General features: G+C 74.0%; 19 protein-coding genes. 8 read left to right on the forward strand and 11 right to left on the reverse strand.

The window, feature by feature from the left end:
• Positions 1 to 33 precede the first annotated feature (33 nt).
• The gene (locus tag LCN96_RS28300) at positions 34 to 528 is read left to right on the forward strand and encodes an EamA family transporter (RefSeq protein WP_225265456.1); all 495 of its coding nucleotides are present in this window, start codon (positions 34 to 36) and stop codon (positions 526 to 528) included.
• Here the strand turns inward: LCN96_RS28300 and LCN96_RS28305 are convergent.
• The gene (locus LCN96_RS28305; protein ID WP_225265457.1) at positions 507 to 1304 is read right to left on the reverse strand and encodes a helix-turn-helix transcriptional regulator; all 798 of its coding nucleotides are present in this window, start codon (positions 1302 to 1304) and stop codon (positions 507 to 509) included. The two genes, LCN96_RS28300 and LCN96_RS28305, sit on opposite strands and share 22 nt — an antisense overlap.
• 83 nt (positions 1305 to 1387) lie before the next feature.
• Here LCN96_RS28305 and ilvD point away from each other — a divergent pair, with 83 nt between their 5' ends.
• Positions 1388 to 3235: a dihydroxy-acid dehydratase gene (ilvD, locus tag LCN96_RS28310; RefSeq protein ID WP_225265458.1), complete on the forward strand. Its 1848-nt coding sequence runs from the start codon at positions 1388 to 1390 to the stop codon at positions 3233 to 3235.
• Between the two features lie 307 nt (positions 3236 to 3542).
• Here the strand turns inward: ilvD and LCN96_RS28315 are convergent, their stop codons facing one another.
• The 6 genes from LCN96_RS28315 to LCN96_RS28340 all read right to left on the reverse strand — a co-directional run bounded on the left by LCN96_RS28315 (position 3543) and on the right by LCN96_RS28340 (position 10734).
• Positions 3543 to 4364, reverse strand: coding sequence for an oxidoreductase (locus tag LCN96_RS28315; RefSeq protein ID WP_225265459.1), 822 nt, complete (start codon positions 4362 to 4364; stop codon positions 3543 to 3545).
• Between the two features lie 134 nt (positions 4365 to 4498).
• Positions 4499 to 5380 carry a hypothetical protein gene (locus tag LCN96_RS28320; RefSeq protein ID WP_225265460.1) on the reverse strand — a complete coding sequence of 294 codons (882 nt, stop codon included), beginning with the start codon at positions 5378 to 5380 and terminating at the stop codon, positions 4499 to 4501.
• An 82-nt stretch (positions 5381 to 5462) separates the two neighbouring features.
• Positions 5463 to 6254, reverse strand: a complete 792-nt coding sequence (locus LCN96_RS28325) for an MBL fold metallo-hydrolase (RefSeq protein WP_225265461.1) — start codon at positions 6252 to 6254, stop codon at positions 5463 to 5465.
• Between the two features lie 93 nt (positions 6255 to 6347).
• Entirely contained in the window at positions 6348 to 7142 is a 795-nt protein-coding gene (locus tag LCN96_RS28330) for an alpha/beta hydrolase (RefSeq protein WP_225265462.1), read from the reverse strand.
• A 9-nt stretch (positions 7143 to 7151) separates the two neighbouring features.
• Positions 7152 to 8027, reverse strand: a complete 876-nt coding sequence (locus LCN96_RS28335) for an alpha/beta fold hydrolase (RefSeq protein ID WP_225265463.1) — start codon at positions 8025 to 8027, stop codon at positions 7152 to 7154.
• 70 nt (positions 8028 to 8097) lie between these two features.
• A complete protein-coding gene (locus LCN96_RS28340; RefSeq protein WP_225265464.1) occupies positions 8098 to 10734 on the reverse strand; it encodes an AAA family ATPase in 2637 nt (878 codons plus the stop codon).
• A 95-nt stretch (positions 10735 to 10829) separates the two neighbouring features.
• On the opposite strand from LCN96_RS28340, the gene LCN96_RS28345 reads away from it, so the two are divergent.
• Positions 10830 to 11579 carry an alpha/beta fold hydrolase gene (locus LCN96_RS28345; RefSeq protein WP_225265465.1) on the forward strand — a complete coding sequence of 250 codons (750 nt, stop codon included), beginning with the start codon at positions 10830 to 10832 and terminating at the stop codon, positions 11577 to 11579.
• Positions 11580 to 11621: 42 nt separating this feature from the next.
• On the opposite strand, the gene LCN96_RS56705 is transcribed toward LCN96_RS28345, so the two are convergent.
• A complete protein-coding gene (locus tag LCN96_RS56705; RefSeq protein ID WP_263657327.1) occupies positions 11622 to 14378 on the reverse strand; it encodes an ATP-binding protein in 2757 nt (918 codons plus the stop codon).
• Between the two features lie 78 nt (positions 14379 to 14456).
• On the opposite strand from LCN96_RS56705, the gene LCN96_RS28365 reads away from it, so the two are divergent.
• The 4 genes from LCN96_RS28365 to LCN96_RS28380 all read left to right on the forward strand — a co-directional run bounded on the left by LCN96_RS28365 (position 14457) and on the right by LCN96_RS28380 (position 19828).
• Positions 14457 to 15377: an alpha/beta hydrolase gene (locus LCN96_RS28365; RefSeq protein WP_225265466.1), complete on the forward strand. Its 921-nt coding sequence runs from the start codon at positions 14457 to 14459 to the stop codon at positions 15375 to 15377.
• 70 nt (positions 15378 to 15447) lie between these two features.
• Positions 15448 to 17649 carry a helix-turn-helix domain-containing protein gene (locus LCN96_RS28370; protein WP_225265467.1) on the forward strand — a complete coding sequence of 734 codons (2202 nt, stop codon included), beginning with the start codon at positions 15448 to 15450 and terminating at the stop codon, positions 17647 to 17649.
• Positions 17650 to 17746: 97 nt separating this feature from the next.
• On the forward strand, positions 17747 to 18409 hold the full coding sequence (locus tag LCN96_RS28375) for an alpha/beta fold hydrolase (RefSeq protein WP_225265468.1): 663 nt from the start codon (positions 17747 to 17749) through the stop codon (positions 18407 to 18409).
• Between the two features lie 96 nt (positions 18410 to 18505).
• Positions 18506 to 19828, forward strand: a complete 1323-nt coding sequence (locus LCN96_RS28380; RefSeq protein WP_225265469.1) for an MFS transporter — start codon at positions 18506 to 18508, stop codon at positions 19826 to 19828.
• 135 nt (positions 19829 to 19963) lie between these two features.
• Here LCN96_RS28380 and LCN96_RS28385 read toward each other — a convergent pair whose 3' ends face one another.
• Positions 19964 to 20638, reverse strand: a complete 675-nt coding sequence (locus LCN96_RS28385) for a response regulator (protein WP_225265470.1) — start codon at positions 20636 to 20638, stop codon at positions 19964 to 19966.
• Positions 20635 to 21963, reverse strand: a complete 1329-nt coding sequence (locus LCN96_RS28390; protein WP_225265471.1) for a sensor histidine kinase — start codon at positions 21961 to 21963, stop codon at positions 20635 to 20637. Before LCN96_RS28390 ends, LCN96_RS28385 begins: the two co-directional genes overlap by 4 nt.
• 206 nt (positions 21964 to 22169) lie before the next feature.
• Between LCN96_RS28390 and LCN96_RS28395 the strand changes: the two genes are divergently transcribed.
• Positions 22170 to 23294, forward strand: a complete 1125-nt coding sequence (locus LCN96_RS28395; RefSeq protein ID WP_225265472.1) for an alpha/beta hydrolase family protein — start codon at positions 22170 to 22172, stop codon at positions 23292 to 23294.
• 221 nt (positions 23295 to 23515) lie between these two features.
• On the opposite strand, the gene LCN96_RS56710 is transcribed toward LCN96_RS28395, so the two are convergent.
• Positions 23516 to 24694, reverse strand: coding sequence for a hypothetical protein (locus LCN96_RS56710; protein ID WP_263657328.1), 1179 nt, complete (start codon positions 24692 to 24694; stop codon positions 23516 to 23518).
• Positions 24695 to 25232: the final 538 nt, after the last annotated feature.

Raw genomic sequence — 25232 nt, forward strand, 5'->3', positions numbered from 1 at the left:
CAACGTCCATGACAGCGTAGGCAGGGTGTGAAGATGAGGTGTGCGGGGCTCGCGCTCGCGTTCGGGGCCTCCTGGTGTTTCGCGTTCTCGGGGCCGATGGCCAAGTACCTCGACGCCGCCGGGCTGACGCCGATCGAGACGGTGTGGGCGCGGATGGCGGGGGCCGGGCTCCTGCTGGCCGTGGTGCTGGCCGTGGTCAGGCCGCGGGCGTTGCGGATCCCGCGCGGCAGGGTGCCCTTCGTCGGGCTGTACGCGGTGGTGGCGGCGTACCTGTGGATGGTGGTGGTCGCGACCGTGGTGGCGTACATCCTGGGGGTGAGCGCCGTGCGGCGGCTGTCGGCCGCCGTCGGCGTCACCGTCGCGTCGCTGGAGGTCGTCGGCGGGGCCGTGGTGGCGTGGGGCCTGGTCGGCGAGGAGCTCGGCGCCTTCCAGATGGTGGGCGGGCTGATCATGCTGTCCGGCGCGCTCCTCGCCCAGACGGCCACCGCCACCGGCCGCCTCCTCGATCAGGACAGGGCGGGCGTGTAGATCACCACGTGCAGGTCGGGGTGGTCGGCGGGCGCCAGGCGATGGTGCTCGTAGCGCAGCACGCCCTGCGCGGGATGGTGGAAGACGCGCAGGCGCGAGGCGAAGCCCTCGATGCGGTGGTCCTGCCAGGCGTCACGGAACGGCGGGCTCGCCTGGAGCAGGCGCTGCACGACCGGAGACCTGGCCAGGTCGCCGAGGCGGGGCCCGGCCTCGGCGCGGAACTCGGCGAGGAAGCGGCGGCTGGTGCTCTCCCAGTCGGGCAGCAGGTCGCGCACGTAGGGGTCGGTGAACACCAGCCACAGCAGGTTGCGGTCGGGCGGGGCGGTGCTGGCCACGTTCGGGTAGAGCGCGGCGTAGGCGGCATTCCAGCCGGTGATCGTCCAGTCGGGGGCGATGGCGTAGGCCGGGGAGCCGGCGAGCGCGTCGAGCAGCCGCCGCACGTGGCCGGGCGCCGCCTCGCCCGCCGGTTCGGCGGCCGGGGGCAGCGGGGTGTAGCCGGCCAGGGAGAGCACGTAGGCGTGCTCGGCGGCGGTCAGCAGCAGGCTGCGGGCCAGCGCGTCCAGGACCTGGCGAGAGGGCTGGATGTCGCGGCCCTGCTCCAGCCAGGTGTACCAGGTGGCGCTCACCCCGGACAGGGTGGCCACCTCCTCGCGGCGCAGCCCGCCCCGGCGGCGCGGCCCCGCCGGGGGCAGGCCCACCGCCGTCGGGTCCAGGCCCGCGCGCCTGGCGCGCAGGAAGCTGCCCAGTTCGGCCCGTCGTTCGGCTGCCGTGCTCACCCGGACCAGAGTAGTGCTGGTAGTGGGAGTGCTAGCAGTACGGGCGTCTTCGCCGTACGCCCGTGCGCCACCACGATGGCCGCATGCCACAGCTGAGATCACGTACGGTCACCCACGGGCGCAACATGGCCGGCGCCCGCGCCCTGATGCGCGCCTCCGGCGTCCCCGGCGCCGACATCGGCGTCAAGCCGGTCGTCGCGGTGGCCAACAGCTTCGCCGAGTTCGTCCCCGGGCACACGCATCTGCAGCCGGTGGGCCGCATCGTCGGCGAGGCCGTCAGGGCGGCGGGCGGCATCGCCCGCGAGTTCAACACCATCGCCGTCGACGACGGCATCGCCATGGGGCACGGCGGGATGTTGTACTCGCTGCCGTCGCGGGAGCTGATCGCCGACTCCATCGAGTACATGGTGCAGGCGCACTGCGCCGACGCCCTGGTGTGCGTCTCCAACTGCGACAAGATCACGCCGGGGATGCTGATGGCCGCGCTGCGGCTGGACATCCCCACCGTGTTCGTCTCCGGCGGGCCGATGGAAGGCGGGCGCGCGGTGCTGGCCGGCGGCCGGGTCCGTACCGGGCTGACGCTCATCGACGCCATGTCCGAGGCCGCCGACCCGGGCGTGCCGGACGGCGACCTGGCCACGATCGAGGAGGCGGCCTGCCCCACCTGCGGGTCCTGCTCGGGCATGTTCACCGCCAACTCGATGAACTGCCTGCTGGAGGCGCTCGGCCTGGCCCTGCCCGGCAACGGCACCACCCTGGCCACCCACACCGCCCGCCGGGCCCTGTACGAGCAGGCCGGCCGTACGGTGATGGAGCTGGCGAGGCGCTACTACGGCGAGGACGACGCGAGCGTGCTGCCGAGAGCCGTCGCCTCCCGCGCCGCGTTCGACAACGCCATGGCCCTGGATCTGGCGATGGGTGGCTCCACCAACACCGTGCTGCACCTGCTCGCCGCCGCGCACGAGGCGGGCCTCGACTACACCCTGGCCGACGTCGAGGCCCGCTCCCGCCAGGTGCCGTGCCTGTGCAAGGTCGCCCCCAACGGCCACTACCTGATGCAGGACGTGCACCGCGCCGGCGGCGTCCCCGCGCTCCTGGGCGAGCTGCACCGCGCCGGGCACCTGCACAAGGACGTGCACGCCGTGCACGCAGGCTCCCTGGAGGAGTGGCTGGCCCGCTGGGACGTGCGCGGCCCGTCCCCCTCCCGCGAGGCGGTCGAGCTGTTCCACGCCGCCCCGGGCGGCGCCCGCTCGGCCACCGCGTTCTCCCAGTCGGCCCGCTGGGAGTCCCTCGACCTGGACGCGGCGGCCGGCTGCGTCCGCGACGCAGCCCACGCCTACTCGCCGGACGCGGGCCTGGCCGTCCTGCGCGGCAACCTCGCCCCCGACGGCGCGGTGATCAAGTCCGCCGGGGTCCCGGAGGGCATGCGGGTCTTCACCGGCAGGGCGGTGGTGACCGAGTCGCAAGAGGAGGCCGCGGACGCGATCCTGTCCGGACGGCTCATGCCGGGCTCCGTCCTGATCATCCGGTACGAGGGCCCGCGCGGCGGCCCCGGCATGCAGGAGATGTTGTACCCGACCGCCTACCTCAAGGGGCGGGGCCTGGCCGGCTCGTGCGCGGTGGTCACCGACGGCCGTTTCTCCGGCGGCAGCTCCGGGCTGTCGGTCGGCCACGTCTCGCCCGAGGCCGCCGCGGGCGGGCCGCTGGCTCTCGTCCAGGACGGCGACACCGTCACCGTGGACGTCGGCGCCCGGCTGCTGCACCTTCAGGTCACCGAGCCGGAGCTGGCGGCCCGGCGCGGCGCGCTGGAGCGGGGCGCCGGTTACCGGCCCCGCCACCGCGACCGCCCGGTCTCCACCGCGCTGCGTGCCTACGCCTCCATGGCGCAGTCGGCCGACAAGGGCGCCGTGCGGGAGGTCGCTGACCGCTAACCGGCTCGAAGGCGCGGGTGAAGGAGACGCGCGCGCCCCGCTCACTGCCGCGTCCGGCCTCGATCATCATCCGGTTCGCTTCGTCGGGAGACGAGGGCCTGGATGCCGTCGAGGAGCAGGGTGAGGCCGGAGGTGAAGTCGGTGTCCTCGACCCAGTCGGGCGCGACGCCGAACGCTCCCGACCGCAGTGCCGCCGCCAGGCCCGGGTACTCCCGGGCATCGTGGCCGGCCAGGAAGTCGCGGTGGGCCCAGGCCCATCGCGCGGCGACCGCCCCCGGGCAGCCGGCGGCGGTCCGGCACGAAGGGCCTATCTGAGGCCGCTCGTGGCGAGCTGGTCGAACTCGCGGTCCGGCAGCGTCCTGTTGAGCTCCAGGAGCTTGTCGGCCAGCCAGCCCACCGGGTAGCGCGGCTCGGGCCTGGCCGCCTCGACGGCCTGGCGGATGGTCGTGGCGACCAGGCCCGGGTCGGAGCCCTGGCTGTTCGCGCCCAGTTGCGCCTCGGCGCGGGCGGCCATGGCCTCGGCCATGGCGCCGTACGCGGTCGCGCCGGAGATCTCGCGCAGGTCCTGCGCCGTGCGGTCCTCGAACTCGGTCTTGATGATGCCGGGCTGGATGATCACCACGTCGATGCCGAACGGCTCGACCTCCATCCGCAGCGTGTCGGAGTAGGCCTCCAGGGCATGCTTGGCAGCGTAGTACCAGCAGCCGAGCGGCAGCGCGATCTCGCCGCCGATGGAGGAGACGTTCACGATCGTCCCCGAGCGCCGCTCGCGCATGTGCGGCAGGGCGAGCTGGATCAGCCGGGCCGGGGCGAAGACATTCACCTCGAACTGGTCGCGTGCCAGGTCGAGGGGGATGTCCTCGGCCGCGCCGTGCAGGACGGTGCCCGCGTTGTTGATCAGTACGTCGAGCCGGCCCTGCTCCTCGATCACGGTGGCGACGGCCCGTTCCAGGTCCTCCGGCCGGCGGGCGTCCAGGGCCAGGGCGTGCCCGCCGGCGTCGCCCAGGTCGGCCATCCGGTGGACGCGGCGGGCGGCGCCGTAGACGATGTGGCCGGCGCGGATGAGCTCGAGCGCGGTCGCCTTGCCGATGCCGGCGGAGGCGCCCGTGACGAGAACGACCTTCTGCATGATGAACTCTCCTCTGCGATCGAGGCAGACGCTAGGGCCGGTTTCCGTGCGGGGACAACACGCTCAGCTCGTTCGCCCAGGTAGACGGCCTTCGATCGGTGCGTTGAGCGTGCAGCTGAGTGCAACGGCCCCGGTCACCACGCCCGCTGCTCGCCGTCTCCGCCCGCCAGCCATCGGCGCCGCAGTTCCGTCGTCCGCTCGGCCAGGTGCTCGGCCCGCCGCCGGGCCGCCACGACGCTCTCGCGGGCCAGCTCACCCCGCCGGGCCGCCTCCGCCGTCCGCTGCCTGACGTCGCGCACCCGCGCCAGGAACGACTCCATCCGCAGCGCGTCCGCACGCCGCCCGGGCTCCTCCGCACCCCACTGTCGCTGCTCGCGATCGATGCAGCTCTGCTCCCGATCGGCCTGCGCGAGCTGCCGGTCGTTCCGCGCGCTGGCACGGTCGCGCGCGCTTGCCGCCCGATCCCGCCGCGCCAGCAGCCGATCCTGCGCCGCCGCGGCCTCATCGGCGCCCGCGGACTCCTGCTCCTTGCGGCGCAGCGCCTCCCAGGTCTCCTGCACCTGGAGGCGATCCTGCCGGTCCTGCCCGCCGTCGGCGTCCCGCCCCGGCGGCTGCGCGACTGCGACGGCCTGCGGCACCGGATCGCCCGTTCCGGGAGCCTGCTCCAGCAGGTCGCGGACCGCGCTGTCGGCGGCCTGGACCTCCGCCCGGAACCGGTGGCTCTCGTGACGGCGCACGACAGCCGCCCGGTCGCGCTCGACCGCCGCCTCGTCACGGTGCCGGGCGGCGGTGTCCCGCTGGTCGGCCGCGTCGTCGCGGGCCGCGGCCAGGCTCTCGCGCAGCTCGGCGCCGCCGTCGGGAACCGCCTGACCTTGTCCGCGGGCCGCGGCGAGACGACCGCGCAACATCGCGGCCAGCCGCTCGGCCTCGCCACCGAGCGGGTCCTGGCCGGCCCGGGCTGCCGTCACGTCCTCCAGCACCGCCAGGATCGCCCGTGCCTCCTGCTCGTCCAGCATCTGCGAACCTCCCGGCGGGGAGAAGCGTCACCGCAGACCTTATGCCCGGCATCCCCCCGATGAAGCAGCCGATCACGCACGCTCACACGGTCACGTCGGCCGGATCCCCCGCCGACAGCCAGCGGAGGCTCTCGCGCAGGCCGGTCGAGTCGGCGGCGAGCTCCCGCTCGACGCCTTCCCTGTTCTGCCTGAAGTGCTGCCAGCCTTCGTAGTGGATGGGCAGGACGGTACGCGGATCCATCACCTCGTGCAGGCGGACGGCCTGTCTGGCGGTCATCGTGTACCGCAGCGGCCCGGTGATCGGGAAGCTGACGCCGCCCAGGTGGAGCAGCACCGTTCCCGGCCGCAGGCGGGCGGCCGCCTCGCGCAGCGCCCGGTGGTAGACGGTGTCGCCGGTGATCCAGAGGGGGCCGTACTCCTGGCCCGGCCAGGTGAGGGCGAAGCCGATGACCTCGCCCACCACCGGCCTGCTGAGCGGCGGCCCGTGCCGGCAGGGGGTGGCGGTGACGTCGATGGGCGGGCGGCCCGGCGCTTCCAGCCGGGTGGCCTGCCCGGCGCGCAGGCCCCGGGCCGGGAGCGGCAGGTGGCGGGTGCCGGAGGACGTCGTCACGATCGTGCCGGCGGCCGGCAGCAGGGCGCGTCCGGCGTCGTCGAGGTTGTCGCCGTGACGTACGTGCGTGAGCAGGACCGCGTCGATGGCGGGCAGATCGGCGGCGGCGATGGCGGGGCCGGTCAGCTTCCGCGAGGAGATGCCCCAGCCGAAGGCGTAGGTGCGGCCGGGGGGATCGAAGGTCGGGTCGGTGAGCAGCCGCCAGCCGCCGAACTCGATGAGCACCGTGGGCCCGCCGATGTGGGTGAACCGGACCTGCGTCATGGTGACGCTCCTCCCGTGGATGATCCTGTGCGGCGGGGAAAGGCTCCCCGGGCCGGCTTCCGGGCCGCACGCCCCGGAAGCCGGCCCCCGAGGTTAGGAGTGGTCCAGCGCCCAGGCGAGGGCGTGGTCGGCGATCTCCTCCCAGCCGTCCTGCGCGGGCATCAGGTGCGAACGGCCGGCGTACTCGACCACCTCGGTGATCGTCTTCGGCGACTTGTAGTGCGCCGCGTTGGACCGCTGGATCTTCGGCGGCATGAGGTTGTCGTGCTCGCCGGCGATGAACAGCAGCGGTTTGCGGGCGTCGTTGTGGTAGTCGACCCAGTTGTCGTCCTTGCCGGGGTGGATGTTGGCCAGCGCGCTGCCCCAGAAGATGTTGCCGGAGGCGGGGATGTGGTAGCGCTCGTAGGTGGCGCGGGCCTGGTCCTCGGGGAAGGTGTTGGTGAAGGCGTAGCGCCAGTGCTCGTAGTCCAGGCCGACCGCGCGGTGGCGGTTGGCGGGGTTCTTGAGCACGGGGAAGGTGGCTTTGATCTGCGACAGCGGGATGATCTTGACGCCTTCGGTGGGGGCGGAGTTGATCGCCACCCCGGCGGCGCCGTAGCCGTGGTCGAGCAGGATCTGGGTGAACACGCCGCCGGCGGAGTGGCCGATGAGGATGGGCGGGGTGTCCAGGCCGCGGACCAGCGTCTCCAGCGACTCGATGATCTGCGCGACGGTGACCCGCTCGATGGGCGTGGGGTCGGCGTTGAGCGCCTCGACCTCGACCTCGAAGCCGGGGTAGGCGGGGGCCAGGACGTTGAAGCCCTTGGCCTGGTAGTGCGTGATCCAGTGCTCCCAGCTGCGGGGAGTGACCCAGAATCCGTGGATCAGGACGATCGTGTCGGGTCTCATGTCTGCTCCTTATCGGGTGGCCGCGTAGGCGGACAGGACGACCGCGGCTGCGGCGTCCGGGTGGGACATCATGACGACGTGCGAGGAGCGGATCTCCTTGACGGTACTGCCGGCGCGCTTGGCCATGAAGCGCTGTGCGGCCGGCGGGATCACCTTGTCCTGGGTGGGGATCAGGTACCAGGACGGGATCGTCTTCCACGCGGGCTCGCCGCTGCCGTCGGACAGGCCGGTGACGCTGCCGGGCCGCTGGGTGGCCGCCATCTGGCGGGTCTTGTAGGCGGGCAGGTCGGCGGCGAACACCTCGCGGAACTTCTCGGCCACGATGTAGCCGTCGGTGCCGGCGACCGTGCCGTCGGGCCGCTTGTACTCGCGGGCCAGCAAGGCGGGCCCCAGCTCGCTGCCGGGGAACTGACCGGCCAGGGCCAGCGCGCTCTCGCCCTTGTCGGGGGCGAAGGCGCCCAGGTAGACCAGGGCCTTGACGTTGTCGTGGCCGCGGGCGGCGTTGGTGATGACGATGCCGCCGTAGGAGTGGCCGACCAGGATGATCGGGCCGGTGATGGTGTCCAGGACGCTGGAGACGTAGGCGGCGTCGCCGGCCACGTCCCGCAGCGGGTTGGCCGGCGCGATCACCGGGAAGCCGGCCGCCTGCAGCCGGGAGATCACGTCGTTGAAGCCGGAGGCGTCCGCGAACGCGCCGTGCACCAGGACCACGGTCGGCTTGGCGTTGACGGCGCCCGTGGCCGGCATCGTCACGGCGGTCGTGGCCGAGGCGGGCGCCACGGTGGCGCTCGCGCCGAGCGTCAGGGTCAGGGCGGCGATGGCGAGGCTGAGCCCGCGTCGGGCGTGAGGGCGGGGCTGGGGGCGGGGCTGGGGGCGGACGGTCATGTCGGCTCTCCTTGAGTCGTGCCGTGGTGGCAGAACGAGCATCCGGCGCAGGCGCCGTGGCCTGAATCGGTCAGTTGACTGCATCTGCGGTCACTGCCTCGAGTGCGTCACGCAGCGCGGCCCGTGAGGTGATGCCGAGCTTGGGAAAGATGCGGTACAGGTGGGCGCTCACCGTTCGCGACGACAGGAACAGCCGCTCGCCGATCTCCTTGTTGCTCAGCCCGGACGCGGCCAGCCTGGCCACCTCCAGCTGCTGGGCGGTCAGGCCGTGCGCGGCGCTGGGCCGCTGGGTCACCGCCACGCCGGTGGCGCGCAGCTCCTGCTCCGCGCGCTGCTGCCAGGCGGTGGCGCCGATGCCGGCGAACAGGTCGGCCGCCCTGCGCAGCTCGGGCCTGGCTTCACCGGGCTGCAGGCGGCGGCGTTGCAGCTCGCCGAGCGCGAGCCGTACGCGAGCATGATCGAACGGCCACCGTTCGGTGCGCGGCAGGGCGAGCGCCGCCCTGAACAGCGCGACCGCCTCGTCGGGCGGCGCCACCAGCGCCCGCGCGGCCATGACGTGCAGGCGCAGCCGGGGAGCGCGCTCGGCCAGGCTCACGGCGGCGGCGGCGTGCGCCCTGGCCTCCTCGGCCCGGCCGGTACGCACCGCCGACTCCACCAGCTCGAAGACCGCCCACGGCGCGTAGGCCACGTACGGCGGGATGACGCCCGGCGGGCTGATGCTCGTCCAGTACGCGTAGGCGCTGTCGTAGTCGCCGTGCGCCATCGCGGCGAGCGCGAGGTTGCGGGCCGACAACGACAGGTGCAGGCCGCTGCCGCGCGGCGCGGCCCACTGCTCGACGGTCCTGCTGTACTCGCGGGCGCTGTCGGCGTCGCCCCTGGCGGCGGCCAGCCAGCCCAGGCTGCAGCGCAGGTCGTGGGCGAGCAGGTCCAGGTCGTGGCGGACGCACAGGTCGAGCCCGGCGTTGGCGGCGCTCTCGGCCTGCTCCCACTGCCCGGCGAGGAAGTGGTCGTGCGCGGCGAGCCAGTAGCCGCTGGCGGCGTGGGTGACCGCGCCCTGCCCGCTCTCGCCGTCGATCAGATCGCGGATGCGGTCGCGGTAGTCGGGCAGCAGGTCCATCCAGGTGGCGGCCCGGCACAGCGCGGCCACGCGGCCCGGCGGGGCGTCGGCGGGCAGCGCGTCGAGCGCGGCCCGCACGCGCGCCGCCGCCCCCTGGCCCAGGAACACGTCGTGCAGCAGGCGGACGAGGCCGTCGTCGCAGCCGGTCACCACGCCGCTCACCTCCGCCCACTCCTCCGGATCCTGGGCGTAGGAGGCGGCCATCACCCTGACCAGGGATCCCGCGCCGGGCGTGCCACGCAGCAGGCGGCGGGCGGCGTCCAGGTCGCCGTCGCGCAGCATGAGGATCTGCGCCCTGGTGGCCAGCGCCCTGGCCGGGTCGTCGAGGTGGCGGCGCGCCTCGTCGAGCAGGCTCTGGGCCAGGTCGAGCTGCCCTGACTCGCTCGCCAGCTCGGCCGCGTGCTGCAGCCGGGCCGCGCGGGCCGCCGGGCCGGGGGTGAGGTCGGCGGCCCGGCGCAGCGCCTTGACCGCGAGCCCGCTGCCGCCGCGCAGGCTCACCGCGCGGGCGGCCCGCTCGATCTCGGCGGCGACCCGCTCGTCCGGCTCCACCGTGGCCGCGGCCAGGTGCCACATGCGCAGCTCGGGGTCGCCCGCGTGCTGCTCGGCCAGGACGGCGTGCGCCGCGCGCGTCTCCTCGGGCGAGGCCGTCCTGATGATCGCCGACCGGACCAGCGGGTGGCGGAAGCGCAGGCCCGACGGGGTGGAGTCGCGGGTGACGAGACCGGCCCGCTCCACCTCCAGCAGCTCGTACGGCGACAGCTCCGCCCGGTGCTCCAGCCGGTCGCCGTCGAGGGCCGTCACCAGCAGCGTCGTACGGATGCGCGGCGCCAGCTCCAGCAACCGGCCCGCGAACCCGGTCTCCAGCCGGGTCCGCAGCGAGGCGCCGCTGGGCAGCAGCTCCACACCGACGGACGTCTGCGGCAGCTCGGTGATCGCCAGCGGGTTGCCCGCCGCCTCGGCCAGCACACGCTCGCGCACCGACGGCGGCAGCCCGGGGTGCAGCTGGTCCAGCAGCTCCCCGGCCGCCTCGTCGGCCAGCGGCCCGACCTCGATCACGTTGATGCCGGGCGTGACGCGCTCGGTGGCGGTCAGCGGCCGGCGGGCGAAGATGGCGCGCAGGTCGTAGGGCCGCAGCCGCAGCAGGATGAACATCATCACCTCGCGCGTGGGGTGGTCCACCCAGTGCGCGTCCTCCACCGCGATCAGCACCGGCCCGTCCTCGGCCACGGCCGCCAGCACCGCCAGCGACGCCACCGAGATCGCCAGCCGGTCGGGCGCGGGCCCGTCGCGCATGCCCAGCACCCGCAGCAGGGTGTCGCGGTGGAAGGGCTCCACCCGGTCCAGGTACTCCATCACGGGCGCGAAGAGCTGGTGCAGCCCGGCGAAGGCGAGCTGCGCCTCGCTCTCGAAGCCGCTGCCGCCCACCACCCGCATCCCCCGCTCGCGGGCGTGGTCGACGCCGGCCTGCAGCAGGACGGACTTGCCCACGCCCGGATCGCCGTGCAGCACCACGTTGGGCGCCGCCCCCGGGGCGCGGTCGATCGCCCGCCGCAGCTCGCCCAGTTCCTGGGCGCGTCCGATGATGTCCATGTGATCGCTCTCCTCGGTGCAGTCATCTGACCGATTGCCGCGACCCCCGCCGGCGGCATGCTGGGCGGGTGCCGCGACTACAGGTGGGAACGGATGTGAGCCTCTTCTACGAGGACGTCGGCGACGGGCCGCCCGTCGTCCTGGTGCACGGCTGGCCGCTGTCGCACCGGTTCTGGGAGCCGCAGATCGGCCCGCTCGTCGCGGCCGGCCGCCGGGTCGTCTGCTACGACCGGCGCGGTTTCGGGTGCTCCAGCCGGCCGTGGCACGGCTACGACCTCGACACCTTCACCGCCGACCTGGCCGCGCTGGTCGAGAGCCTCGGCCTGACGGGGCTGGCGCTGGTGGGCTTCTCCACGGGGTGCGCGGAGGCGGTCCGCTACGCCGCCGCGTCCGGGCGGGTGGCCCGGCTGGTGCTGGGCAGCCCGGCGCTGTTCGCCGACCCGCTCGCCCACGAGCTGCGCGCCGCCTCGCTGCGGCACCGCATCCCGATGCTGGACGACCTGCTGCTCAGGTTCTTCGCCGTCGAGGGGCTCAGCGCGCTGGACGAGCCGACGCGCCAGTACCTGCTGCGGCACGCCGCCGACGCCTCCGCCACGGCGACCGCCGAGTCGCTGACGGCGTGGGGCACCGCCGACCCGCGCGCGGACCTGGCCCGCGTCACCGTGCCCACGTTGGTCATCCAGGGCGCGGGCGACGCGTTCGTCCCCTTGGAGGACGGCGGGACGCGCGTCACGCGGGCGATCGCGGGCAGCTCGCTCGTGACCATCCCGGCCGCGCCGCACGCCGCCGCGCTCACCCACGCCGAACAGTGGAATGAGCTGGTGCTGGAGTTCCTGGCGAGATGACGGCACGCGGCGACGGTACGGCGCGCATGACGGAGCGGGGTATCAGTCGCGTGACGTATTTCCCAGGGCGTCGCGCAGTTGCCCCCGCGAGGTGATGCCGAGCTTGGGGAAGGCCCGGTACAGGTGGGTGCTGACGGTGCGGTGCGACAGGTAGAGCTGCTGGGCGATCTCGCGGTTGGACAGCCCGGCGGCGGCCAGCCGCGCGATGTGCAGCTCCTGCGAGGTGAGCAGCTCGGCGGCCGGGGCGACGCGCAGCTCGCTGGTCTCGCCCGCGGCGCGCAGCTCCTGGCGGGCCTTCTCGCCCCAGGCCAGCAGCCCGAGCACGTCGAAGGCGTCGCGGGCGGCCCGCAGCGGCAGCCGGGCCTCCTGGATCCGCCGCCGGCGGCGCAGCCACATGCCGTGGGCGAGCAGCAGGCGTGCCCTGGCGGTGGGCCAGTGCGACAGGTCGGCGCCCAGCGCGTCCTGGTAGAGCGCCTCGGCGCCGGCGTCGTCGGCCAGCACCGCACGCGCGTGCCGGAGCCCCACGTGCAGCAGCGGAGCGGGGGTCCGGGCGGCGACCCGCTCCAGCTCGGCCACCGCCCGCCTGGCGGGCTCCGGCCGGCCGGCCCCGACGGCGGCCTCGGCCAGCTCGCCGATCACCCACTGCCGCCAGATCTTGTGGTGCGCGGCGTCGCCCGGCTCGAACAGCCGCCACAGGTGCCCGAACGCGTCGTCGTGGCGCCCGGCGCACAGCGCGATCACGCCCCTGGCGTGCTCGATCAGCGCCACGACCGAGCTGATGGCGACGGTGCCGAGCACCCGCTCGCCCTCGGCGGCCAGCGCCAGGCCGCGCTCCTCCTCACCGCGCAGCCCGGCCAGCAGCGCCAGCATGCCCAGGGCCGAGGCCTGCCTGCGCGGCTGCCCGGTCTCGCGGGCCAGCCGCTCGGCCTCCTCCGCGACCAGCAGCGCCCCTGCCCAGTCGCCGCAGAAGATCTGCCGCCACACCTGGGTGCTGAGCGCCCGCGTGAGCAGGCCCAGCCTGCCCTGCGTCCGCAGGTCGGCGATCGCGCTCTCCATGAAGTCGCCCACCAGGTCGAAGGCGCCGACCGTGCTCGCCGCGACGCCGAGCAGCCTGGTCACCTCCGCATCCAGCCGGCCGCCGCTCACCCTGGTCAGCCGCTCGATGACCTCCGCCCCGTGCTCCACCGCTCCCGCCGTGGCCATGGTGACCAGCAGCTCCGGGTCGTCGTCGCCGGCCGCGAGCCGTCCTGCCAGCGCGATGACGCGGCTGCGCTGCTCCCAGCCGGGGTCGTGCCACCAGCAGCGGATGGCCGCCGCGCGGACGAAGCCGAGCGCCAGCTCGCGGTCACCCGCCGCGTGCGCCGCCTCGGCCGTCGTGACCAGCCGCCGGATCCGTGCGGGGCCGTCGTTGCGTCCCTCGCCGAGCACCTCGCTCAGCCAGACGGCCCTGGCGTGCGGCAGCTCGCCGAGGACGGCCGGCTTGGCCAGCGCGAGCAGCTCGGCGGCCTGGTCGCCGCGGCCGAGCTCGAAGGCCAGCTCGGCGGCGGTCAGCAGGCGATGGGCGCCGGCCGCCGGCTCCTCGCTGACCTCCGCCGCCCGGCGCAGCGCGGTCACCGCCACCGTGATCGCGCCCCGCTGCCGTGCCCGCGCGGCCACCCCGTCCAGCTCGGCGGCGACGGACTCGTCCCGGTGCGCGATCGCCGCGGCGCGGTGCCAGGCCCTGCGGTCCGGGTCGCGCTCGTGCACCCGGGCCAGGGCCGCGTGGGCGGCCAGGCGCTCCGTACGGCCGGCCTTGTGGTAGATCGCCGAACGCACCAGCGGATGGCGGAAGCGCAGGGCCTGGTCGTGCAGCTCCACCAGGCCCGCGTCCAGGGCGGGGGCCAGCGCCTCGGCGGTCAGGCAGGCGCCCGTGACCATCGCGCCGCCGGCCAGCGCGTCGGCCAGGTCGTGACCGTCGTTGGCCGCGGCCACCAGCAGCAGCCCCCTGGTGTGCGGCGGCAGCTCGGCCAGCCGCGCGGCGAAGGCCCGCTCCAGGCGGGCGGTGAGCGGCAGGAACCCCGTCTCGTCCGCGACCGTCCCCGCCTGCAGCGCGAGCGGCAGCTCGACCAGGGCGAGCGGGTTGCCGGCCGCCTCGCTCAGCACGCGCCAGCGCAGGCCGACGCCGAGGCCGGAGCCCCGGGCGTCCAGCAGGGCCTCGGCCGCCTCGGGCGCCAGGCCGCCCAGCCGCAGCTCGGGGACGTCGCCGGCGTCCAGGCTGGTGGGGTGGCCGTCGCGCAGGGCCATCAGCAGCACGATCGGGTCCGACCGCAGGCGCCTGGCCACGAACCCCAGCACCTCGATGGTGGGCCCGTCCAGCCACTGCACGTCGTCCACCACGATCAGCAGCGGCCGGCGCGCCGCCGCGTCCCCCAGCAGGGTGAGCACGGCCAGCGCGACCAGGAAGGGCTCGGGGTCGCCGGTCCCGGCCATCCCGAAGGCGCCCAGCAGGGCCTCGCGCTGGCGGGCGGGCAGCTGGTCGGCGGCGCCGAGCAGGGGCCGCAGCAGCTGGTGCAGCCCGGCGAAGGGCAGATGCGTCTCGCTCTGCACCCCCGACGCGGTGGACACCAGCAGCCGCCCGGCCTCGGCCCGCTCGACGGCGGCGCCCAGCAGGGCCGACTTGCCGATCCCCGGCGCGCCGCGGACGACCAGGGCCTCGCCGCGCTCGTGCACGCGGTCCACGAACCCCTCCAGGGTCGCGACCTCGTGCTCGCGTCCGAAGAGTGGCATCACGCCGGAGCCCCCATGATCGAATTGTCGCATAAGTACGTCATGTGACGAATGACGGGCGGGTTGACTCCTCGTAGCATCGGCAGCCGCACCAGCCCTTGGAGCCGTTCGATGAGCAGACCCGTCCTGGAGCCGTCCGCCCGGGCTTTCGCCGAGGCCACCGCCCGCCCGCCGTACCTGTGCGACCTGCCGCTCGAAGCGGGACGCAGGGCGCTGGCGGAGGTCCAGCTCCCGGACCTGCGCGTGCCCGGCGTCACCCGGCAGCCGGTCGAAGGCACGAAGCTCACCGTCTTCCGCCCCGAGCCCGCCACGGGATCCCTGCCTGTGGTGCTCTACCTGCACGACGACTGGGTCTTCGGCGGCGAGCCCGCCCACGGGCGGCTGGCCCGCGAGCTGGCCCGCGAGTCGGGAGCGGCGACGGTGTTCCTCGACTACGGCCTGTCGCCCGAGTCCCGCCACCCCGGCGCGCTCGACGAGGGGAAGGCGGCGCTGGACTGGATCGCCGTCCACGGCGGCGCCCACGGCCTGGACGCCACCAGGGTCGCGGTGGCCGGCGGCAACCTGGCCGCCGCGCTCGCCCTGACCGCCCGCGAACGCCTGGCCGCGCAGGTGCTGCTGTGCCCGGCCACGGACGCGTCCTGCGACACCGGCTCCTACGGCGAGTTCGCCGAGGGCTACTTCCTGCGCGCCGACGGCATGCGCTGGCGCTGGGAGCAGTACCTCGCCGACCAGGCACAACGCACCGAGATCACCGTCTCGCCGCTGCTGGCCGCGCCGGACCGGCTCGCCGGGCTGCCGCCCACGCTGATCGTCGTCGCCGAGGCCGACGTGCTGCGCGACGAGGGCGAGGCCTACGCCGCCCGGCTGCGCGCGGCGGGCGTCCCCGTGACCGCGGTGCGCTACCAGGGCGTCATCCACGGCTTCCTCACGCTCAACGCGCTGCGCGGCACCCAGGCCGCCCAGGCCGCGATCGACCAGGCCGGACGCTTTCTGGCGCGGGCACTCTTGGGCCGGGCGGGACCCGCCGCGTAAGCTCTCGGGTGATCGTTCGTGGATCGCGGCGAAGGAGCACCCGATCAGCGTCCCGCCCAGCTTCGCGCAGGTGCTGCGCCGCCACCGGCAGGCGGCGCGACTGACGTTGGAGCAGCTCGCCGAGGCCTCGGGGGTGAGCGACCGCACGCTGTCGGACATGGAGCGCGGCCGCAGCAAGGGCCCGCAGCACCGGACCGTCGTCGCGGTGGCCGACGCGCTCGGCCTGGCCGGCGCCGACCGCGAACAGCTCGTCGAGCTGGCCCGCGAGGGCCGCCTGCGCGACCACTGGAGCAGGCCGGCCGGGCTGTGCGAGCTGCCCCGCACCGTCGACGACTTCACCGGCCGGGCCGCTGAGCTGGCCTGGATCAGCGAGCTGGTGCACACCGGCGACGCGTTCGGGGCCGCGGGCGTGGGGCTCGTCACCGGCTCCGCCGGGCTGGGCAAGACCACGCTGACCATCCGCGCCGCCCACACCCTGCGGCCGGGCTTCCCCGGCGGGGTGCTCTTCCTCGACCTGTTCGGTATGTCCGCGCAGCCCCTGCCCGCAGAGGAGGCTCTCGGCACGCTGCTGCGCGCGCTCGGCGTCACCGAGATCCCGGGCGAAGCCACCGGGCGCGCGTCCTTGTACCGATCCGTGCTGCGCGACCGCCGCGTCCTGGTGGTGCTCGACAACGCCGCCTCCGAGGAGCAGGTCCGGCCGCTGCTGCCGGGCGGCGGCGCGGGCAGGGCCCTGGTGACCAGCCGCCGCCTGCTGGCCGGCCTGGAAGGGGTACGCAGACTCGGCCTCGGGCCCCTGCCCCTGCTGGAGGCCGCCGAGCTGCTGACCGGGATCCTGAAGGAGCGCGGCACCTGCGACGACGGGCCGGCTGTGTGGCAGCTCGCGCAGTTGTGCGGCGGCCTGCCCCTCGCGCTCAGGATCGCCGGGAACCGGCTGGTCAGCCGGCCCGGCTGGAACGCCGCCGACCTCGCCGCCCGGCTGGCCGACGAGGAGCGCCGCCTGCACCAGCTCAGCGCCGGCGACCTGAGGATCGCGGGCGCGTTCGGGCTGTCCTACGAGCAGCTCGCCGACGCCACGCGGCAGGTCTTCCGCAGGCTCGCCCTGGTGCCGGGGCGGGACTTCGACGCCGCGCTCGCCGCCGTGGTGGGCGGCACGCCGATCGAGGGGGCGTGGGACGCTCTGGACGAGCTCGTCGATCTCGGGCTGCTGCAGGACAGCGCGGCGGGGCGCTACCGCTTCCACGATCTGGTCCGGTTGTTCGCCCGTGGGCGGCTGCGGGAGGAGGAGTCCGAGGCCGAACGCGAGGCGCTCACCGTGACGGTGATGTCGTGGCTGCTGCGGACGGCCACCGTCGCCGGGCGGTGCTTCGAGTCCGACCGTCCCTCCCCCGGTTTCTCCTCCCTGGACGAGGCCGACCACTGGCTGCGCGTCAACGTGGACGGCTGGCTGAGCGCGATGCGTCACGCGGCGGGCGCCGGCCGGTTCGCCGAGGTCCTCGACTGCGCCGAGTCGATGCACTGGTTCTCCGACCGGTGGATGCATGCCTCTCACTGGCACGAGGTCTTCACCCTCGGCACCGAGGCCGCCGCCGCCCTGGGCGACCCCGCCCGGCAGGCCGAGCAGGTGAACATGCTGGCCTGGGTCCACCTGGTGCCGCGAGAGGACCTGGAGACCGCCCTGCGCCACACGGCCCAGGCGATGGACCTGGCCACCCGCATCGGCGCCACCGCGCAGATCGCCCTGGCCCACCACACCGCGGCGGGCGCGCTCCGGCGCCTCGGGCGGCTCGACGAGGCCATCGCCGCCGAGACCCGGGCGGCGCAGATCTACCAGGCCCACGGCGACATCGACCGGTACGCTCAGTGCCTCGGCGCCCTCGGCACCTGCCTGCGCGACGCCGGCCACCACGCCGAGGCGCTGGAGCGGTACCTCGCCCTGTGGGACCTGCTGAACGACGACCGGTCGGGGATGACACCGAACGTCGTGACGTTCACCCGGCCGATCGCGCTGGCCCGCGTGGGTGAATGCCTGGGGCTGCTCGGGCACCGCTCCGAGGCGATCGGCAAGCTCACCGAGGCGATCGACCTCATGGAGCGGGCCCGGCTGCCCGCCCCGCAGGCCCGCGCCCTGGAGACCCTGGCGGGCCTGCTGGCCGAGGAGAGCCGGATCGGCGAGAGCCGCCAGGTCTATGGGCGCGCGGCCGGGGTGTACGAGGTCATCGGGGACCTTGCAGCGAGCAGCCGCTGCCGCGGTCTGGCCGAACCCACGGCCTGATCCTGCGTCCTGTTCTGCGTCCTGTTCTGCGTGGTGAGGCGGCGTGCGCTGGATTTCGATGGGGGTGCATCACCCCCCATCCAGCTCAGGAGTGGCCATGACCACCGTCGGCGATGTCGTGCTCGTGAGCGGGGGCTTCGTGGATGGATCCGGCTGGCAGGGTGTCTACGACGAGCTGGCCGGGGACGGGCTCCGCGTGCACGTCGTGCAGCTCGCCACGCGGTCGCTGCTGGATGACGTCGCGGCGGCTCGCCGGGTGCTGGACGGGCTCGGTGGGCCGGCCGTCCTGATCGGGCACTCCTATGGCGGGGTCGTCATCACCGAGGCCGGGATGCATCCGAACGTCGCGTCCCTGGCGTACATCGCCGCCTTCGCTCCCGATCGGGGTGAGTCGGCGGGCACCCTCTTCGCGGCCTCGGCGCCCATCCTCCCTCCTGTGGAGGGCTTCCTCCTCCTCGACCGGGGCAGATTCGCCACCTCCTTCGCCGCCGATCTGCCCGACCGGGTGGCCGCGTTCATGGCCGACTCCCAGGTCCCGTTCGGGGTGGAGGCCCTCGGCGGGCCGGTCACCGAGCCGGCCTGGCGGCACCGGCCGAGCTGGTACCTCGTCGCCACCGAGGACCGGATGATCCCCGCGCCGGCCCAGCGCCGGATGGCCGGGCGTGCCGGGGCGAAGACGGTCGAGGTCATCGGCAGCCACGCCGTGCACATCTCCCAGCCCGCAGCGGTCGCCGACCTCATCCGCCAGTCCACCGAGTGACGCCAGCCGATCAGACCGCCGTCCCGCCGAGCCTGCCCCCTCAACACCTTCGCGCCTTCCACCAGGGCGCCTTGCCCCTGACGACAGGAGACAGAAGTGCCAAGGAGACCCCTGACCAAGGCCGCGGTCATCGGCACCGCGCTCGAGTTCTACGACCACGCCCTCTTCGGCCTGGGCGCGGCGATCGTCTTCGACAAGCAGTTCTTCCCCCCCGGCACCCCCGTCGCCGGCGCCCTCGGCGCCTTCGCCGCGTTCGCGGTCGGGTTCCTGGCCCGCCCGATCGGCGGTCTCGTCTTCGGCCACTTCGGCGACCGCGTCGGTCGCAAGCCCATGCTGGTCGTGACCCTGCTGCTGATGGGGCTGTCCACGGTCGGCATCGGGCTGCTGCCCACCTACGAGCAGGTCGGCCTGGCGGCACCTGTCCTGCTGACCGTGCTCCGGCTGGCGCAGGGCTTCGGCGCGGGAGCCGAGTACGCCGGCGCCCTGGTCCTGGTGGCCGAGACGAGCGACCCCCGGCGGCGGGGATTGTGGGCCTCGCTTCCCGGCGCGGGTGTCCAGCTCGGCATCCTGACCGCCACCCTGGTCTTCACCGGGGTCACGCTGCTGCCGTCGTTCGAGACGTGGGGCTGGCGGGTGCCGTTCCTGCTCAGCCTCGTGGGGGTGGGCGTGGGGCTGTTCCTCAGGGTGCAGGTGCCGGAGTCGGAGCTGTTCGAACGCGAGCGGGCGCGGGGGCTGAGCCGGTTCCCGGCGCTGGAGGTCATCAGGAGGCAGCCGCGGATCCTGCTGATCGCCTTCGCGGCCAACGCCCCGTTCGGCGCGATCGCGTACATCCTCAATGTCTTCGTGCTGTCGTACGTGACCAGGACGCTCGGTCTGCCGGCCGTGGTGGGATTGTCGGCCAAGCTGCTCGCCGCGGCGGTGGCGATCGCGGTCACCCCGCTGTTCGGGCTGCTGTCCGACCGGGTCGGCCGGCGTCCCGTGTTCGTCGGTTGCGCGCTCTTCCTGGGCGGTTTCGCCTTTCCGATGTTCCGGATGGTCGACACCGGTCATCCCGCGCTGGTGATCCTCGCGGTCACCATCGGGTACGGCGTCTGCGTCTCCGGGATGTTCGCCGTGCTGGCCTCGCTGCTCACCGAGCTGTTCGACACCCGCCACCGCTACAGCGGCGTGGCCATCGCCCGCGAATGGACGGCCGCGCTGACCAGCGGCCCCGCCCCTCTCGTGGCGACCGCGCTGGTGGCGGGCGCGGGCGGCGCGTCCTGGCCCATCGCCCTCCTGCTGGTGGTCTGCGCGGCGATCACGGCCGGTGCCGTGCTGCTCGCCCCGGAGACCCGCCGCCGTGACCTGACCGCGGACGTCAGCGAACCGGCTGCCCGCGCGGTGCGGTCCGCTGACTGCGACCTCGGTGCGGTCCGCTGACTGCGACCTCGGTGCGGTCCGCTCGGGCACCGTCCAGGATCACCCGGCGGCGCACGCCACCGGCTGCCTGAGCGTCGTCCTGGGCTCAGGATCGGTGAACTCGGTCAGGTAGATCTCGTGATGCACGCGGTCAGGTCACGTCGAGCCCGGGGATACCAGCCCCGTCTCGTACGCGAGCACAACCGCCTGAACCCGGTCCCTGAGCCCGAGCTTGGCCAGGATGCGAGCCACATGGGTCTTCACCGTCGCCGGGCTGAGAGTCAGCCGTTCGGCGAGCTCGATGTTGCTCAGCCCGGTGGCCAGCAGCCGCAGCACCTCCAGCTCCCGCGCGGTCAGCTCCGACAGGTCACGGTGCGGGGCCGGAGGGCCGGCGTCGTCCCGGCGGGCGAACCGCTCGACCAGGCGCCGGGTGATGGTCGGGGCGAGCAGGGCGTCGCCGGTGCGCACCAGGGTCACCGCGGCCACCAGGTGCTCGGGGCTGACGTCCTTGAGCAGGAAGCCGCTGGCCCCGGCGGCGAGCGCGGTGTAGACGTAGTGGTCGAGGTCGTAGGTGGTCAGGATGAGCACGCGGGTGGCGCCGGCCGCGTCGTCGGCCAGGATGCGCCGGGTGGCCTGGATGCCGTCCATGCGCGGCATCCTGATGTCCATGAGGACGACGTCCGGCCTGCTGCGCCGGGCCGCCTCCACCGCTTCTGCGCCGTCCGCCGCCTCGGCCGTCACCTCGATGCCGTCGGCGGCCAGGATCATCCGGAACCCGGTGCGTACCAGGGCCTGATCGTCGGCGATGATCACGCGGAGAGGGTGGCTCATGAGGCTCGCCATGGTACTCGGGCCAAGATCCGGTAGCCGCCCGCGGGGGTGCGTCCGGCGTCCAGGGTGCCGCCGTGGACGGTCAGCCGTTCGCGCAGCCCGATCAGCCCGCGCCCGCCCGTGCGCGACGGGCCGCGCCGCGCCCCGCCGGTGTCGGTGACCTCGATCTCCAGCAGGTCGCCGTCGTGGCGGATCGAGACGGACGCCGCCGCGCCCGCCGCATGCTTGATCGTGTTCGTCAGTGCCTCCTGGACGACCCGGTAGGCGGCCAGCTCGACCCCGGCGGGCAGCGGGCCGGGCGGCAGCGACAGCTCGACGTCGACCGGAATCCCGGCGGCTCGTACCCGGGTGACCAGCGCGTCGAGCTGATCGAGCCCGGGCTGCGGCGCGAGCGCGCCCTCCGAACCGGGCAACCTGTTCTGCATGGCCTCGTTCTCGGCGGCCAGCAGACCCATGACGTGACGGAGTTCGGACATGGCCGCCCGGCCGCCCGCCTCGATCGCGAGCAGCGCCCGCTTCGACTCCGCGGGCTCGGCGTCCATCACCTTGCGCGCCGCCCCGGCCTGAATCACCATCACGCTCACGCTGTGAGTCACGATGTCGTGCAGCTCCGCGGCCATCCTGGCTCGCTCCGCCTCGACGGCCGCGCGCATGGCCTCCGCCTGGGCCCGCTGGAGCGCGTCGATGCGATCCCGGCCGGCCCGCAGCCGTCCCTGCCAGAAGCGTACGGCCGCCGCCAGCGCCCCCGCCCCCGCCAGCACGACGACGGGGCCCAGCCAGGACGGCAGCGCGGGGACGACGTCCTGGAAGACCACCCCCGTCAGCACGGCCGCCCCCGCCAGCCCGCCCGCCGCCGCCACCCGGTGACGGCTGTAGGCGAGCGCTCCGTAGGCGGCCCCGGCGCAGGCGAGCACGGTGATCCACGTCGCGGCCTCGTGGGTGGCCAGCGCGGCGAGCACGACCGTCCAGAAGACGGCCAGCGGATACCGGCGCCGCACCGCCAGCGGCAACGCGGTCAGGATCACCAGCAGCGGGTGCGGCCCCTGCTCTGAGCCGGACCGCGGGCTTGAAGCAGGGGCCGGGCTCACCGGCCGGGCGGGCGGATCGGGACGCAGCCGCAGGGACACGGCCGCCGGCCCCTGCCGCCCCTCGGTGGACGCGTCGTGCAGATCCGCCACCGCGGCCACCGCGAGCACGGTCAGCAGCAGCGCGAGCACCAGGTCGGCCACCAGCGCTCCACGTGACGGCCGGGCGCGCGCCTCCTCCGGACGCAACACCTCCCGCACGTACTGCCGCCACATCCGCCACCTTCGTTCCACCGTCATCGGGACATTTTCACGGCTGCGCGATCGGCCACGCATCCGTCGCGATGACGGCAGCGCCGTCCGCCGGGACTACATCGCAGGGATGACACCGGGCTCGGATCGTTCCTCGGAGTTACCCGGATTCGGCACGACGGCCGACGCGCCCGCCGCAGGACCGCCTCTAGCGTCGTCCCGTCCGCGACCTCCCGAGAGAAGGCGACACCCTGATGCATCTTGCGACCACGACGGCCCTCGCCCTGGCCGGGCTACTGACCCTCACGGCCCCCGCTCCCGCCGCCGCGGGGCCGGCGGCACCGCGGCTGCCCGCGCCGACGGGCTCCCACGCGGTCGGCGTCACGTCCCTTCATCTGAAGGACGCCTCCCGGAGCGACCCATGGGTCCCGGCGGCGAAGTCGCGGGAGCTGATGGTCTCCCTCTGGTATCCGGCGGCCGGGACACGAGGCAGGCACCCGGCCCCGTACGTGACGCCGAAGGAGTCCGAGCTGCTGATCAAGGACGCGCAGCTGCCCATCGCGCCCGACACGCTGAGCAAGGTGCGGACCAACGCCTTCACCGACGCCGTGCCCGCAGGCCGCAAGCACGGCCTGCCCCTGGTGGTGCTCTCCCCCGGCCTCGGCTCCCCGCGCAGCTCACTCACCGGCCTGGCAGAGGACCTGGCCAGCAGGGGCAACGTGGTGGTCGGGATCGACCACACCTACGAGAGCGTCGCCACCGCCTTCCCCGACGGGCGGGTCACCACCTGCGTCGCCTGCGAGAACAAGTCCCCGGACTTCGGACAGCAGGTGGTTCGCAGTCGCGCGGCGGATGTCTCCTTCATCCTCGACCAGCTCACCGGCGCGCAGCCGAAATGGCGGGGAGCCAAGCTGATCGACCGGTCGCGCATCGGGATGGCCGGCCAGTCCGTCGGCGGCGCGAGCAGCATCGCGGCCATGGTGCGCGACAAGCGCATCCGCGCCGGGGTCAACCTGGACGGCACCACCTTCGCCCCGATCCCCGAGCGCGGCCTGGCCCGGCCGTTGCTGTTCCTGGGGTCGCCGACGATGCACAGCCCCGGCGGCAAGGACGGGAGCTGGGGACGCGACTGGAAGCAGCTGACCGGCTGGAAGCGGTGGCTCGTGGTGACCGGAGCGGAGCACGCGTCTTTCACCGACGTCCCGCTGCTGGCCGAACAGCTCGGCATCGACCTCGGGTTCGCCATGACCGGAGCCCGCTCCGTGGAGATCACCCGCGCCTACGTCGCCGCCTTCTTCACCCGCCACCTCACCGGGAAGCCGCAGCCCCTGCTGGACAAGCCGTCCGTCCAGTATCCCGAGGTGAGGTTCGGCGGCTAGGCCCGATTCATCCGGGCGGGGGCCGGCGCCGCCACACAGCACCGGATGGAGCCCGAACGGCCAGCGGCGATGGCGACCCCTCGACGAACGATCGCCCACCCGCCGCGAACTCCACGCCCTGCGAACCCCTCATCCCACCGGACACCCGGCTCCCCACCTCAGCCGACGACCTCCCCATCACGCCGCACACCCGGCTCCCCACCCCGGCCGGCGACTCCCCATCACGCCGAACGCATTTCCGCCGCCACCGCCCGTTCCCGCAACTGTGCCGCCTCCGCCCGCACGGACTCCAGCTCCGCCCGCAGGTCCTCCAGCCGCATCCGCTCCAGCCGCAGCTCCCCCTGCACCTGATCGCGTTCCTTGACCGCGGCGTCGGCCCGCGACCTCTCCCGCGACACCGCCTTACGCTCCCGCGCCAACGCCGCAGCACCCTCCTCCTCCACAGCGGCCACCTTCCCGACGAGCCGCGCCATCTCCTCCGCCGCCTGTGCAGCGTCCTTGAGCGCCACCGCACGGTCCCGCTCTGCTTCGGCCGCGGCCCGCTCGGCCCTCACGGCCCGCTCCACAGCCCGCTCCCGCTCCTGCGCCGCCGCCTCCTCGCGCGCCCGCGCCCCAATCACCTCACGTTCAGCCTGCTCACGCGCCTGCACAGCCGCCGCAGCCTCCTCCCGGGCGCGATCCCGCTCCTCCCGCGCCCGCGCAACCTCCTCCTGCGCCCGTACGACCTCAGCCTGCGCCGCCTCCCGCACCCGTGACGCCTCGGCCCGCGCCTCCTCTTGCACCCGCACGACCTCAGCCCGCGCAGTTTCCTGGGCCTGCACGACTTCAGCTTGCGCAGTCTCCCGGGCCTGCACCACTTCAGCCTGCGCCGCCTCCCGCACCCGTGACGCCTCGGCCCGCGCCTCCTCCACCTGCCTGCCAGCCAATTCGACCCGCTCAGCCAACTCCTGCACGGCCTGATCCCTGGCCTGCTCGGTGACCTCAGCCCGGCGCACCGCCTCCTCAGCCTTCCGCTCAGCCAGCTCGGCCCGCCGCTTGGCCTCCTCAGCAGCCTGCAACGCCTGCCGCTCAGTGCTCGCCGCCTCACGCAACGCGGCCAGCGCCTGCTCACGCGCCCGCTCGGCGTCCCCCAGCGCGGTCTCGCGCTCCTGCTCGGCATCCTCCAGCCGCACCCGCATCTCGGCCGTCTGCCTGCGCGCGTGCTCGGTCGCCTCACGCGCGATCCGCACCTGCTCGAACGCCTGCTCCCGCTCGGTCCGCGCGATCGCCACCCGCGTATGCGCCTCAGCCTGCACCGCACTCAGCTTCGCCTCGACCCCAGCGGGGCTCAGCTCCTCCGCCAACGCCCGCGCCAGCGGCTCGATGGCCGCGGCCAGCCCGCTCTCCATCCGGTCGTACAACTGCTCCGCCCTGGCCAGCGCCCCTTCCAGCCCCGGAGTGGCCCGCCGCAGCTCGCGCTCCCGCTTAGCAGCCGCCTGACAGTCCTTCTCGGGACAGTACGCCTTGGGCCGCCCCCTGCCACGCCGCTGCTCAATCGGCGCACCGCAGTGCTTACAAGGCGTTACGAAGGTGGTCTCTGCTGTCACGAAGCCAGCCTAGCATTTCTGATTTTCTAGAAAATGAAAAACGAAAAATAGGTTCTGTTGCGCTGCTCAAGCTAGCGAGCAACTTGCGAGAAGGAAAGATTCCCGCAAGTAACCAGGCTGGATCCCCCTCCCTCGGATGCCAGCTTGTCAGGACGGGAGCTGTGGCCATTCGCCAGTTGGGACAAGCCACACTGCGGATTGCCACCAGGGCCCTGCCCCAAGGCCAGGTAGTTAAGGTCGTCGTGGTGCTGTCAAGCAGGCGAGTTCTCAGGACATGAGGACGGAGATCCAGTAGAACGGTGATCTTCCACAACCAGCCGTCGAAGAACTGGATCTCCGTTGCTTCCCGAGC

Origin of the sequence: Nonomuraea gerenzanensis (assembly GCF_020215645.1) — a bacterium.
Classification (GTDB): domain Bacteria; phylum Actinomycetota; class Actinomycetes; order Streptosporangiales; family Streptosporangiaceae; genus Nonomuraea; species Nonomuraea gerenzanensis.